Origin of the sequence: Parabacteroides sp. ASF519, from assembly GCF_000364265.2 — a bacterium.
Classification (GTDB): Bacteria; Bacteroidota; Bacteroidia; order Bacteroidales; family Tannerellaceae; genus Parabacteroides; species Parabacteroides goldsteinii.
On record NZ_AQFV02000006.1, the window covers coordinates 1,220,564 to 1,234,057 of the forward strand.

General features: G+C 37.9%; 14 protein-coding genes. 8 read left to right on the forward strand and 6 right to left on the reverse strand.

Translation table 11 applies throughout. The features are described from left to right. Positions 1 to 166: 166 nt before the first annotated feature. From C825_RS04650 to C825_RS04665, 4 genes are all read right to left on the reverse strand, one after another. The gene (locus tag C825_RS04650) at positions 167 to 475 is read right to left on the reverse strand and encodes a hypothetical protein (protein ID WP_007657317.1); all 309 of its coding nucleotides are present in this window, start codon (positions 473 to 475) and stop codon (positions 167 to 169) included. Then, positions 472 to 1,425 carry an IS110 family RNA-guided transposase gene (locus C825_RS04655; protein WP_010800681.1) on the reverse strand — a complete coding sequence of 318 codons (954 nt, stop codon included), beginning with the start codon at positions 1,423 to 1,425 and terminating at the stop codon, positions 472 to 474. The genes C825_RS04650 and C825_RS04655 overlap by 4 nt, the downstream gene beginning before the upstream one ends. Positions 1,426 to 1,526: 101 nt before the next feature. Then, entirely contained in the window at positions 1,527 to 2,696 is a 1,170-nt protein-coding gene (locus tag C825_RS04660; RefSeq protein ID WP_010801584.1) for a FecR family protein, read from the reverse strand. A 26-nt stretch (positions 2,697 to 2,722) separates the two neighbouring features. Beyond that, on the reverse strand, positions 2,723 to 3,271 hold the full coding sequence (locus C825_RS04665) for an RNA polymerase sigma-70 factor (protein ID WP_016213076.1): 549 nt from the start codon (positions 3,269 to 3,271) through the stop codon (positions 2,723 to 2,725). A gap of 414 nt (positions 3,272 to 3,685) precedes the next feature. On the opposite strand from C825_RS04665, the gene fsa reads away from it, so the two are divergent. The 4 genes from fsa to C825_RS04685 all read left to right on the forward strand — a co-directional run bounded on the left by fsa (position 3,686) and on the right by C825_RS04685 (position 6,736). Further along, the gene (gene fsa, locus C825_RS04670; RefSeq protein ID WP_010801586.1) at positions 3,686 to 4,342 is read left to right on the forward strand and encodes a fructose-6-phosphate aldolase; all 657 of its coding nucleotides are present in this window, start codon (positions 3,686 to 3,688) and stop codon (positions 4,340 to 4,342) included. A gap of 313 nt (positions 4,343 to 4,655) precedes the next feature. Further along, positions 4,656 to 5,564, forward strand: a complete 909-nt coding sequence (locus C825_RS04675; RefSeq protein ID WP_010801587.1) for an Rpn family recombination-promoting nuclease/putative transposase — start codon at positions 4,656 to 4,658, stop codon at positions 5,562 to 5,564. Positions 5,565 to 6,104: 540 nt separating this feature from the next. After that, complete coding sequence (locus tag C825_RS04680) at positions 6,105 to 6,401, forward strand: helix-turn-helix domain-containing protein (protein ID WP_010801588.1); 297 nt, start codon at positions 6,105 to 6,107, stop codon at positions 6,399 to 6,401. Positions 6,402 to 6,406: 5 nt separating this feature from the next. Next, entirely contained in the window at positions 6,407 to 6,736 is a 330-nt protein-coding gene (locus C825_RS04685; RefSeq protein WP_010801589.1) for a hypothetical protein, read from the forward strand. Between the two features lie 389 nt (positions 6,737 to 7,125). Here the strand turns inward: C825_RS04685 and C825_RS04690 are convergent, their stop codons facing one another. Together C825_RS04690 and C825_RS04695 are read right to left on the reverse strand one after the other, a co-directional pair. Then, positions 7,126 to 7,569, reverse strand: coding sequence for a radical SAM family protein (locus C825_RS04690; protein WP_341461536.1), 444 nt, complete (start codon positions 7,567 to 7,569; stop codon positions 7,126 to 7,128). A 314-nt stretch (positions 7,570 to 7,883) separates the two neighbouring features. Next, on the reverse strand, positions 7,884 to 9,173 hold the full coding sequence (locus C825_RS04695) for a DUF3945 domain-containing protein (RefSeq protein ID WP_010801591.1): 1,290 nt from the start codon (positions 9,171 to 9,173) through the stop codon (positions 7,884 to 7,886). Positions 9,174 to 9,550: 377 nt separating this feature from the next. Between C825_RS04695 and C825_RS04700 the strand changes: the two genes are divergently transcribed. The 4 genes from C825_RS04700 to C825_RS04715 are packed head-to-tail and all read left to right on the forward strand — an operon-like array spanning position 9,551 to position 13,493. Continuing rightward, positions 9,551 to 10,816 (forward strand): metallophosphoesterase family protein, encoded by a 1,266-nt coding sequence (locus C825_RS04700; protein WP_010801592.1) that lies wholly within the window; start codon positions 9,551 to 9,553, stop codon positions 10,814 to 10,816. 1 nt (position 10,817) lies between these two features. Beyond that, positions 10,818 to 11,759 (forward strand): hypothetical protein, encoded by a 942-nt coding sequence (locus C825_RS04705; RefSeq protein WP_010801593.1) that lies wholly within the window; start codon positions 10,818 to 10,820, stop codon positions 11,757 to 11,759. A 1-nt stretch (position 11,760) separates the two neighbouring features. Continuing rightward, on the forward strand, positions 11,761 to 12,666 hold the full coding sequence (locus C825_RS04710) for a TRAFAC clade GTPase domain-containing protein (protein ID WP_010801594.1): 906 nt from the start codon (positions 11,761 to 11,763) through the stop codon (positions 12,664 to 12,666). Then, the gene (locus tag C825_RS04715; protein WP_044215197.1) at positions 12,663 to 13,493 is read left to right on the forward strand and encodes a TRAFAC clade GTPase domain-containing protein; all 831 of its coding nucleotides are present in this window, start codon (positions 12,663 to 12,665) and stop codon (positions 13,491 to 13,493) included. The genes C825_RS04710 and C825_RS04715 overlap by 4 nt, the downstream gene beginning before the upstream one ends. Position 13,494 lies beyond the last annotated feature (1 nt).

The window sequence follows — 13,494 nt, forward strand, 5'->3', positions numbered from 1 at the left end:
TATCTTTGGGCATTTTATAATTTTACAACAGCTAAGAAAAAAAATTTCATACACGCGTTAAAGGACTCGCAGTCTTGACCGCTTAGCAGTTGAGATCAGTTTCATGAGCGACCTCTTGCTGTTTCTTACGACAACAAGCCAGTAAAAATCGACCTTCTCTATGTTTTTAACCTACTTCTGGGATTGGACCATCATCACGGCTGATTTTAACTTTATAGCCAAGTGCTTCCAGCTCTTTCTTCAAGTAATTTTTCCGTTTCTGCTCCATCCTTTGGTTGAGATATTCCGCACCGAGTTCCTTATACTCACAAGCCTCTTTCAGTACATGCCATACCGATTTCAGGATCGAGTGTCCTACTGCTACTAAAGCCCTCTTTTTCCCTCGACGGGCGGCTAAACGGTGATAACGTGCACTGTAAAAGGTGTTCTTGGTACGGGTGGCTGCCCACGCAGCCTCCGTGATTACGGCTTTCAACTGTTTGTTGCCATGGGTGGTTCTACCACTTTTTTTTTACCTGCGCTCTCGTTATTGCCTGGACAGACACCGGCCCACGAAGCCAGGTGCTTTTCGGTTGGAAAGGCTTCCATATCCACACCTATCTCTGCTATCAGGTCTTCAACCGTTTTCCGGCTAAGTCCGGGGATCTTCTGCAAGAGTTCCATCACATTCTCATAAGGAGATAAAACCTCTTTTATACGGCAGGTAAGGTCAGCTATGATGGCTTTCGTCTGTTCCATATCTTTACGGATGGTCTGCAACATATAGATGTGATGCGGTTCTATAAAGCCTTCACAAGCCTGATAAAGAAGTTCCGGACTGGCTTCAAGTTTTTTATGATAGATGCAAGTTATGTCATCCATTGTTACATGACCCTTATCGATCAACATATCTATCAGCTTGTTCGCCACGACTCCGTCCAGGCTGCACACCACGCTGGAAAGTTTGATGTTACAATCTTCCAGGATACGAACAATACGGTTTTTCTCAGAAGATACATGCTGGATCAACTTGTTACGGTAACGGGTTAAATCACGAAGCTCACGTTGTTCACGCTCCGGGATATAACTCGGTTTCAACAAACCTGCTAAAAGCAGTTTGCAAATCCAGGCACTATCCTTTTTATCCGTTTTGTGCCCGGGAACATACTTGATGTGCCGTGCGTTCACGATCCAGACTTTCATATCTGGACATTCAAGAATCTTATAAACCGGCTTCCAGTAAACACCGGTACTTTCCATTGCTACATGCGTAATGCCACTGGATAATAACCATTCTTTTAATTCTGTCAAAGAACTACTGAAGGTCTTGTAACTGCGGGTTTCAGTTTTGAGACCTTCGCCACTTATCGTAGCAACTACCATGTCCTTGTGGACATCTATTCCACAACCCCGGAGGATGACTTGTTCAAAAGGTACTGTTTTCATTGCATTCGTTTTTTCGAGTGAATGACACTAAAGTAAACAATACCCCCCTATTTACATTCTCTTGGACGAAATTTATTTCATGGATGTTTCATGGTGTTATTTCATAATTTTTCCTCCTTCCTCTTTTTTATGTTAATACTATTGTTTACCCTTTCAAGCTTGATGTCTGATGTGTAGCTTATGATTTCTAATATTTTATCAAGTTCGGTATTTCTTTCTGCGATTAATGAATAACGGTTGTTTTTCAAATTTTCATCTTCGTAATTGACAGAGAAATCATACCAACGTTGAAGCTTCTCCATAATTTCTTCCAGAGTTGTATTCTTGAAAATGTATCTACCGTTAATCCATGATGTAAATATTTCTGTGTTAACAGTTTGTATTGTTGTTTGATGGTTTTCGGTGTTGTAAGTGAGTTGTTCCGAAGGAATGATTGTTTGTTGTTTCTCTTTTTCCGGTTTTACTGCAACAGAACCTTCAACTAAGGTTGTACTTATTGTTTTATCATTTGTGTAACATGATACATTAAATGAGGTTCCTAAGACTTTAATATCTGCCCCATTTACTTTTACTATGAAAGGTTTGCTATCGTTTTTTGCTACTTTAAAAAAAGCTTCTCCTATGAGACTAACTTCTCGTTTATTTCCTATAAACTGGCTTGGATAGGTTAGTTCTGTTTCTGAATTTAGCCAGATTCGGGTTCCATCCGAAAGCTGAAGTTGATATGTTTTTCCTTTAGGAATTATTAAAAGATTGTTTTTTATGGTTATTTCTTTTGTTTTTGATTGATATGTTTCATACGTAAGTTTATTTCTTGCATCGTTCTTGATTACCACTTGTTGGTCCTGTCTGGAAAAGGATTCTTCTGTAAGTGCAATTTTTTCTCCATCACCCAGTAATAGTGTAGGTTCATCGAATTCTTCCATTTTTATTTCACTGACAATCGCAATCTGAGGAGATCTGGGAAAGAAAAATAGGCTAATTGAGATTATAACAGTTATCATTGCTGCATAGCGTGTCCATATAGGGAAATGGAATGCTTTCTTCTTGTTGATTGTATGTTGACTGACTTTTAACCAAGCAGAATCTGTATCGAACGTTTTTTCTTTAACTGTATGGGAAGTTACCTGATATAACCGTTTGAGCTTGGTATATTCTTTCCGGTTTGCTTCAGATGCATTCAACCATTCCGTAAAGATATGGTGTTCTTTATCCGTTGCCTCGTCAGCGAGTACGGCATATATGATTTGATATATTGTTTCAATACTCATTTTCTATCCTTTTGTATTTATTACAATCAGGGAGGCCAAAATGGGTAGGTGAATTCAGAAAAAAATAGAAAAAAAATAAATATGAGATGCTTCAACTCCTCTTTCATGATACGGAATGCTTCCCCCAAGTGATATTTGACTGTATTGGTCGAGATTCCGGTTATCTCTGCTATTTCTTTGTATTTCAGTCCTGTTAAGCATCTTAAAAGAAATACTTTTCGGCATTTTTTCGGTAATTTCTGTAGAGCGTCTCTCACCTCTTTCTGATAGATGAAATCTTCTTCTTCATTTAGTTGTTCTTTCCATTCTTCAACCAGATTAGCCAAGAACTCTTCTTTAAAAATTTCTGATTTATAATAATTAATACAACTATTTCTGATTGAGCGGTAGGCATAAGGCAAGAAAGTTTCTTCTGTAACGGACAGATGTTTCTTTTCCCAAATGGAGATAAAATAATTCTGGACAATGTCTTCTCTTACTTGGTAGTCTGTAATAAATCGACCTGCATAATTGCATAAAAGAGAATAATAGTCCCGAAATAATTTTTCGAAAATCTGTTTATCCGCTATTATCATAAGTGTCGTAGTATCTTTGTTTTTACGTTCGTATACCTCATTTGATTTTATATTAGTTCTGCTAGAACTTATGTACTTTTTAGAGGTTTTATCTGATTGTTGCCTAATAAAAAGGTCTATAGTAGGAAAGTTTGTTGTTTATAACCCAACTTTGTATATAATAATTAACAGTTATGAAGTGATTGTTCCAGTATTTTTTCAGCATTTAACCTCTTATTTTAAAAAAAGGCTATATTTGCATTCTTTGTAGTGTAGTTCTAGCAGAACTAATTCGAATTTTCATGAACATTGAGTGTTTGTGATGAACTATTGACTATTGCTGTATCTAGTCTTAAGAAGAACAGTCTTATTGATAATAAACTATCTGTCCATATATATGTTACTTAAATAGGAACTAATTAAATACATAAGGCGATGAAATTTTTTATAGACACAGCGAACCTGGATCAGATCCGGGAAGCGAATGATTTGGGCGTGTTGGATGGTGTGACGACCAATCCGTCATTGATGGCCAAAGAAGGAATTAAAGGAGTGGAAAACCAACGGGCACATTATTTAAAGATTTGCGAGATCGTGGATGGCGATGTGAGTGCCGAGGTGATCTCTACCGATTATGAAGGAATGATCAAAGAAGGGGAGGAACTGGCTGCCCTGAATCCGCATATCGTAGTAAAAGTTCCTTGCATTGAAGCTGGAATTAAGGCAATCAAATATTTTACAGATAAAGGAATCCGTACGAACTGTACGTTGGTCTTTTCCCGCGGTCAGGCCCTTTTGGCGGCAAAGGCCGGGGCTACCTATGTCTCTCCGTTTGTCGGACGTCTGGACGATATATCCAGTGACGGTATTGAACTGGTCGCAAAAATAGTAGAGATGTATGCCTATTATGGTTATGAAACGGAGGTGCTTGCTGCTTCTATCCGTAGCACACAACATATTATCCAATGTATCGAGGCGGGAGCCGATGTGGCAACTTGCCCGTTGGCTGCTATCAAAGGTTTGTTGAAACACCCGCTTACCGATAGCGGACTGGCAACCTTCCTGGCCGACTATAAAAAGGTGAACGGATAGGCCGTCGGTGACAAATTATATTTTCTTTGTTTTATAGGGGGTAGCAAAAAGTTTGTCACGGCTGATTATTAGTGTGTTAGGCCGGAAATGGCTTACAACCGGGGTAAAAAAGTACCTACTTTCGACCTCGAGTTTGTCATAGTTAACATTTGTTGGGTTTTTCTCCCGGTTGTAATAAAAACATAGAAAACGGATTCGGCGGTAGGATCGGGATGTTTATGAATTGTCATGTTCTCAGAAAAATAAAGAGGATGGAATTCTTTATTTCATTGAAGAATACTTATCTTTGCATATCAACTTAAAAGAATTAACTATGAAGTATTTAAATCCAAGAGCAGATCTTACGTTTAAACGTATTTTTGGCGAACATCCCGATTTGGTGATCAGTTTACTCAATGCCTTGTTGCCCCTGAAAGCGGGTGAGGAGATTAGAGAGATCGAATACCTCCCTTCCGAGATGGTGCCGGACAATCCCTTGCGTAAATTCAGTATTGTAGACGTTCGTTGCTGTGATGTGAAAGGGCGTCAGTTTTTGGTAGAGATGCAGATGCTTTGGTCGCCGGAGTTTCGCGAGCGAGTTCTTTTCAATGCCTCAAAAGCTTATGTGCGTCAGTTAGATGCAGGCGAAGGCTACGAATTGTTGCAGCCGGTTTATTCGCTCAACCTGGTGAACGAGGTTTTCGAACCGGCTCTGGATGGTTATTACCATCATTATGCAATGGTGCATGTGGAGCATACGGATCATATCATCGACGGTTTGCAATTGATTTTTGTCGAGCTGCCTAAGTTTACTCCCCATACCTATAGTGAGAAACGTATGCATGTCCTTTGGCTCCGTTTTCTGACTGAGATAGGTGAATCGACGCGTGTCGTCCCTCATGAATTACTGGAAGCCCCTGAAATATCGAAAGCTCTGACAGTGTTGGAAGAATCAGCCTTTACAGACGAGGAGTTAGCCGGTTACGAGTATTTCTGGGATGGTATCAGTGTTGAAAAAACTCTTTATAATAGTGCAAGACGTGAAGGGCTTGCCGAAGGAAGGGCTGAAGGTATTGTCAAAGGAAAAGCTGAAGGTATTGCTGAAGGAAGAGCCGAAGGTCTTGCCGAAGGAGAAGCGAAGGGTAAACGCCTTATTGCTGCCAACATGAAAAAGTCAGGTATTGATCCACTTATCATTGTACAATGTACCGGTTTGTCAATAGAAGAGATTGAACGACTTTAAGAGTTACTGGATAGATGCGAACATGATTTATGTCTTAATAGTTCGCATTAAAATATGATCCCGATGATATTCGGATACCATCCCGGTGATGATGAAACGTCACCGAGGTGGTATGATGCAAAAGCTATAGCTTTCGAGATTAGAAACAATATATTTTGATGTAACTCTCTGAAGATAAATTAAATATAGAGAGTTTAAAAGATGCAGGTAACAATTTGGATATGGAAGTCCTGCTTCGGGTTACACTGCTTTGCATAGTTTCAAATAACTCATGTACAAATGTAGGCAATATTTGGAATATAGCAAAATATACTGCTATTTATTTTTGTATAAATCTGATTATTAATATATTAAGAATTTAAGGTGTAATTTATTGATGCCTATTTATTATTGGATAGCCGGGAATAGTATCTCCTGGCTATTTTTTGTCCCAAATTGGCGTTTTCTGTCTTTTTTTGGCGGTTGCTCAACGGTTGAGTAACCAATGGCCTTATAATATCTCCGTAATATTGCACCATAAACAATAAAAATAAGGTCATTATGAATAACAGAAGAACTGCACCGGGTGGACAGACAACCCACATGCTTAGTGCCATACTTGCCAAAGTTACCAACATTGAAAAGTTATTGGCTCCTGCCGTACATAATTTGCCTGACAGTGAGATACTGGATTCAAAAGGCGTGCGCCTGCTCACCAAGATGTCGGACAGGACACTTTTAAGACGACGCAATGACGGGACACTCCCCTTTCACAGAGACAAGGGGAAGATATATTACCGCCGTTCAGATGTACTCCGTGCCATGCTGCTGGAAAAAGAAGAATACTCTAAAAAATAAGCGTTATGAAGAAGATGATTAAAATTGAAAGCGGTTCTTTCGCTGCACTCGTGAGAAGTTATAAGAAGTCGTTGAACATGTTTGCCATCCTGCAACATATCTGCCAGGAAAATGACGTGGCGCTTTCCATGCTGCCCGATGAAGTCTGCGAACTGATAAATCTCGATCCGGCAGAGATTGAGAAACAGCGTTTGAGCGGAAGGCTACGTTTTGCAGAAGAAGAGAACGGGACAAAGCATTATTCGATTGTGGACATTATCAACCTGAAAGACTCGATTGACTGGAAGGTAATCAACAGGCAGGTGGAAAGCCTTTCCTTCGAGGAAGAGGAATGATGTGATTTGCGGCTGACAGACAAGGGTACGGCCGGCAAGGTCGGATTTATCCGGGCGCCGGCCGTGCCTTTGTCCTTTCCTGAAAAGCGGCTCTTTGCTGTAACCTGCGGAAGTGGAGCTTGCGTAGCTTCCGGGGGTTACAGCAATGTGCCGTGGGAAACATACCTATATTAAGGTTATCTTTTGCTGAGATTGCAACAATCAAGGGGATTCGGATTTATTTTGTTTTTCCAGTATTCGTAATGTTCCGTCACATCTTCACAAACAGTCAACTGCTTAAATCCGCTGATTTGTCCGAGGTATTTAATCTTCAGTTCAAGCGGCAGGTGCTGATAACCACTTTGTTTGAAAGTATATTCTGAATAGTCAATATTGAACCATTGTTTTATTCAGGTATTCACTCGTAGAAATTCTACTAATATTTTGTTACATTTGATTGTATTCAATTTCTTGAAATCTATGTATTGCGGAATAAAAGGTGATAATCTTAAAGATACGTCAAAATTACATTGCTGTAATTTTTCAAGCGCATTTATTCTTTGTGACGGCACGCAGGCCCTTTCATATGTCCGTGACAGGTCATCGTCCATCGTTGTTATGGATATTTGGATATGTGCAAGTTTTTTATCCATTAATCTGATATATTTATCATCCGCCACCATTGATGACTTGGTGACTATCAGATAGCCGATACCTTGTTTGTTCAGTTCTTTTATAGCCTCATAGGTTATGTGACAGCGGCTTTCAATGGGCTGAAGACAATCAGTCATACCTCCAAGCCTGACAATGGAACCGGATGGAATTTTACGGATAACTTTTAACACCTTGTCAATATCCGCGACTGCCGGATGTTCCGCATCTCATAGTTTGCGAAAATTCAACAAGGATTTTGCATAGCAATAGGAACAATCATGATAACAGCCTTTCCCATAAAGGTCTAAACGTGTCGGATAATTACATTTTTCTCCTTCATTTCCTCCGACTGATTTATAAAAGGATTTATATTCGGAATACCCCGGAGAAGGTTGGGTATTCTTTTGTTTTTTCAATTCCATAATTATTAAGTTATTAGATGATACATTAAATATATACCCGACATCCATAACGACAATCGGGTATATAATAGAGTAAGCCGGTTCCCTGTCGGCTATGCGACAGAAAAACTATTTTTCTTGCCTTTAGGCCTGAAGGCAGTAGCATGCCGGGGTGTCTGCCTGGTCTCTTGTTGTTTGCCCTTTTTCGGTTCATCCAACTTCGGTTTGTATTCACGGGCATTGCGTCCTATCAGCAGTTGGTTGCTCTTGTTGCTGAAACGTACATCATCGGAAAATACCCTGCCTTTGTAGCGCATATTCTCAACGAACACCATTTCATGGTTCTGGAGCATCTTCTTTTGCTCAGGCGTGATTTTGGCACCCATGATAGTGTCGTTGACCTTCAGTTGTTCACCAGACTGCTTGAATGCGATGTCCATTATTCTCGGATCGACGAAAGCAACTCCGGAAAGCAGCGTATCGTTTTTGCGCTGTATGTCGTTGATGGGAAGCTGGCCTCCTGACGCAAGGATTTGCTTCTGTTTGTCATCCAACCTTTTCCCGTAGATATAATCGGGTATCTTGATGGCATCCACGGGCATGGTAATGATACGGTTGCTCGGTTCATGGAAAGATACATAACAGTTACAGACGGTTCCCGTATGGGTATCCTTCATCTCCTTGACTGCCCCCAAAGTTCCGGTGTCTTTAAGCGACTGCTTTTCCTCGTCCGTGAATACTCCTTTATAGGCAGGCAGGTCATACTGCGGTTTGTCAAGTCTGCTTAAAGTTTTCAGTTGCACCTTGCCGTCCTCCCCTTTGACACAGAGGAAACAGGCTTCCCCCATATCCTTCTTTTCACCATTCACTTCCTTACTGATGGGGAAAGCCATAGAGGTAATCCTTCCTTTTAGCATCTCACCCATGCAGTGGTTATCAAACAAGAGTTGCTTGTCAACTCCCAATGCGGCAAGTTCTTTCCACGGAAGCTGGTGTTCGTCAAACTTATACCGACGGGCAAGTTTGGCGATACGTCCTTCATCGTTGAGTTCGCTGTTCTCCACCAGTTTTTTACCTTCTACTCCGGGGTCTTCCCCTTTTCGGATTTGGACTACGGCATTCAGTGTCTTTTCCAAAAGGACAAGAGGTACAAGGAAAAAACTGAAACTCGTGGGATTTTCGTACTGGTTCTTGAAATTGGTGAAGAATAGTTCCAGCGGTGAGGTACGATCCAGTTTGAGGAAACTGCTGCTATTCTTCTTGTCGGGTGGCACGATTTCGAGACTGCCGTCCTGCTCGTTCATTTTGGAAACGACTGCGGTTTTGTTCGTTCGCTTGTCAAGGATGGCCATTACATGCTCGTCCTGACTCTGTTCTTGTTGTTCTTGCTTTTTCTTAGCCATAAAATCAATAATTTAAATGATACAATAATTAATCAATACCGGGTAAACTTTAGCCCGTCGGTGCGAATGTAGAGCTTTAACTGATAACATATTATAGTTTTTCTACCAGCAGTAATGGATGGCGGAGATTGGCGGGAGTTGTCCGTAAGTATAATCCTCTTCAAAGATTATTGTTTGCTTCAAAAACATAATCTACAATTTTCTGAAAACAAATTTTCACATATCAATAAATCTCATTCTCTTTGTATAAGAGAAAAAATGCATATTCCTGAAATACTTATAGTAAAGAAAAAAATGGCGACTAAGTATATGAAGGCAGGAAAAATATGGAATGCTGATAAAGTTCTTTCATATGGACTCATAAAGAATTTAAAGATATGATACGATTTTTACAATTTTCCGACATACATTTCCTCTTTTGCGAAGAGACTGAAGATGATTATGCGCAAATGCGTATACGTTTTATTGAAGACTTGGAGAACGTAAAGCAACAATTTGGAACCATTGACTATGTTTTAATTTGTGGAGACATTGCTTGTAAAGGACAAAAGGAGGAATTTAACAAAGCTAAAGAATTTATAGATACGGTAAGTAATGTTCTTGAAGTAAATGGGAAAAGACCTAATGTTTTTGTAGTTCCAGGTAATCATGATATTAACAGAAAAAGCTATGAAGTAACACGTAATCTGTTAAGACCTTTATTATTGGATAAGAAAAATAACAATATTTTTTTACAGACAATCAAGCATACAGAGCCTGATACGCTAAAAATACTTTATGCTCCTTTATCTGCCTATAATGAGTTTGCACAACCATATTTCATTGATGAAGTGAGTGAAACTATTATGATTGATGATATGGATGAGCTTTGTTTCGACAACAAGAATTATTATTGGAAATTTAGCTTAGGTAAAGAAGGCGATTATAAAGTTAATTTGTATGGTCTAAATAGTACTCTTACATGTGATGGTAAAGAAAGAGCGAAAAAAGATTTAAAAGAGGACAATCATCTCACATTCCTTCCCAGACCTGCTTATAATATTCAAGCATACTCTAATGAGATAAACATTTCGATGATACATCATCCTTTAGATTGGCTCATAGATGAAAATCATGTTTGTAAGATATTTGATGACCGTTTTAAATTACAGTTTTTTGGTCATATGCATATCCAAAGTTCTCAAAATGACAAAACTATTAAAATATTTTCCGGAGCTTTTCAGCCTGACCAAGAGGCAGATATAATGGATTGTCCTCCTGTTTATAATGTTATAGAACTTAGTGTGGAAGACGCTATTATGACTGTAAAACTTGAATCTCGTAAATGGGACGGAGCTTATTTCATTAAATATGTAGAAGAATCTAAAACAATGTCTGTATCTTTAGCTTCTCCCGATAATTGGTCAGAAATTGCACAAGAAGAAGCAAAAAAAGATCCAATAGCAATAGAAGATATTATGATACCAATTAATGAAATCAATTACATGTTCATCAATAGTGACAATCAAAGAGAAATTATTGAGAAACTCTTGCCGGAAACTTATGATGACAAAAGGTCAGATCGTGCTAATTGCCTCATATTTTTAAAAGCAGTCAAAGAAAAAGGTCTTTACCAACAATTATTAAACGAATTAAACAAGTAATATGGATGCTGTGTTAGAAAAAATGCTTAATAGCGTATTAGTCATTCCTTTCCAAAAGGATTTGACATCAAAACTTGCGTCTCTTGGTAAGAGTTATGCAAAAACTGCCGATCGCCATAAAGTAGAAGATTGCGTTTCTGCTTTTATATGTGGAACACAAAATACTACTTTACGCTCATATATCATGAAACAATATCGAGAGCAGTTTAATGAGAATATAAAGTTACCTCCTGCTGTTTATAAAATCTTATCTGAATATGTAGTGTATATTTTGATTATAGATACAGATAAAGAGTATAATAATACAGATAGAATGATATATTCATTAATAGTACGTAATATGATGGTTATTCGCAAGAATTCGTATAATAAGCTTCTTGCGCCAGCATTTATAACTCCAATGTATCCATTTTCTGATTCATATAGAAAGAATGAAAATCATATAGAAGAGTGTTCTGATACACAAATAGTTCCAGATATCTTTGAATATGACAGTTTCGAAGATATGGACGTAACACTTGATGAAGATAATTTTAGTGAAATAAAACAGTTAGCACAACAAGCAGCAATGTTGAAGTATCAAGAGTTAATCTGTGATATAAAATCCAAAAGTATTGAAGACCCATTTGTTTTGGCATATTATGCTGCAAATATGCTTGCCGTTGAGCCCCAGTGGAAGTATGTTGATTCTAATCCTGTAAAAACACTTATGAACATTCTTCCTTCAAGTCGTAAAAATGCAAAATTGAAGAATATTAAACCAAAATTGAAAGACTCTGAATGGTATATTAGCTATGAGTCTGATTCAAAGTCGTCACTTCTTCTAAATTACATTAAAGACTCCAACTTGACTGATGAAATAGGTGAATTACCATTATCAGACCTTGAATTTGCAATTTATATGTATTACGAACTTTTCCTTGAGGAATTAATAACAGATTAACATGGATAATCAAGATACAAATGAGCTTCTTTTAGATAACCCTAAAGAAGCAAAAAGTCCTACAAAAGAAAATATTATTGAACAGTTGGCAGCGATGAAGGAAACTCCATTTTATACTGACGCTCTAAATGAGGTAAATATTAATAATATTATCACTAATCAAAAACCTGAACTTATAGTCCTATTTGGACTTAATGATTTGGGTAAGACCACATTTGTCGGTTCATTATATCATTTGCTTAGAGTCAGTGGCAAAATGGCTAATTATAAGTTTGTCAATTCCGACACCTTTGCAGGCTTTGAGCGCAGAGTTTTTCTACGTAAATGTAGTAAAGATGGTCGATCAAATACTAATCGTACCCTTCGTTCTGAAAATCCATTTCTTACTCTTCATATGGAACATGAAACCACTAATGAAAAACGTCTTATTGTGTTATCTGATAGAGCCGGAGAACGCTATCGTGACTATATATCCAAGGATGAAGAACTTCTTAAAGATAAAACTATCAAATATGCTGATCGCATTTTACTCTTTATTAATGCAGAGGAATTGGTTGGACGTTCTTATTCAAATATGAAAGATGAACTCAAAACTCTTCTTCGTAGGCTTAAAGAGAAAGACATGTTACCATTATTCGCAACAAAATATATTATCTTTAATAAATACGATAAAGTTGTAGATATTGAAAATCAAAAATTCAAAGAACATAAGCAAGAGATTGTTGAGCTAATTGAGGACATGTTTGAAGTAAAGGATATCCCCCAACACTGTATCAATTCTAAAAATCTTGATGGTAATGTAGAACTTGAGAAGTTGTTCTGCATGCTTATACGACCGCTTGATTCAAAAAAAGTAGATTCAGCTTTAGATTGGGTTAAAACATCAATTAAAAATAATAAAGCATGATGGAAAATACAAAGAAATGTCTTATCGTAGGTCTTCCAAATGCAGGAAAATCTACTTATATCGGAGCTTTTTGGGCTATAGAGAAAGATGGTGGCACAGGTCATAAGCTTACTTGTAAAGAATATCCTTCTGATACCACTTACTTAGATGCTCTGAAGAAAAGTTGGTTGGAACAAACGGTCGTTAGCCGGACTGTAAATATAGAACCACAAGAAATTCATTTAAAACTTCATTCTGAAACTACGGGAAATGCCCTTGAACTTCACATTCCAGATTTTAAAGGTGAAGTCTTTCAACGCATACTTTCTAATAATGTGATAGAGAAGGCAGTTCAATGGTGTGGGGAAACAGATTGTATTCTATATTTCATTAAATATGCAAAAGAAGACATATTGCAAGACGAAATCCCCCAAACATCAGAATCTATAGAACCCGTTCAAACAGAATTTGCTCGAACTGAATCTACGACTATGCAAATTGAAGATATTTCTGAGTGGACACAAAATATTATGTTGCTTAAATATCTTCATACTCAAGTAGATCACAATATTCCTTTAGCTATTTGTATCTCTGCATGGGATAAGGTGAATACAAACCTTCCTATTGAATCATGGATTGAGTCTAAACACCCGTTTCTTTATAACTTTATTCGGCATCATTTCACTAATGTGAAATATTACGGTGTCAGTGCTCAAGGATTAGAGTATAAAGACGAAAAGTTTGACGAATATCAACGACTTACAGAACTTAAGCAACGGGCTTATGTTTATACTGATAATAAGTCTCATGACATTACAGAACCATTTGATTTTTTAATAACTCAGTAAA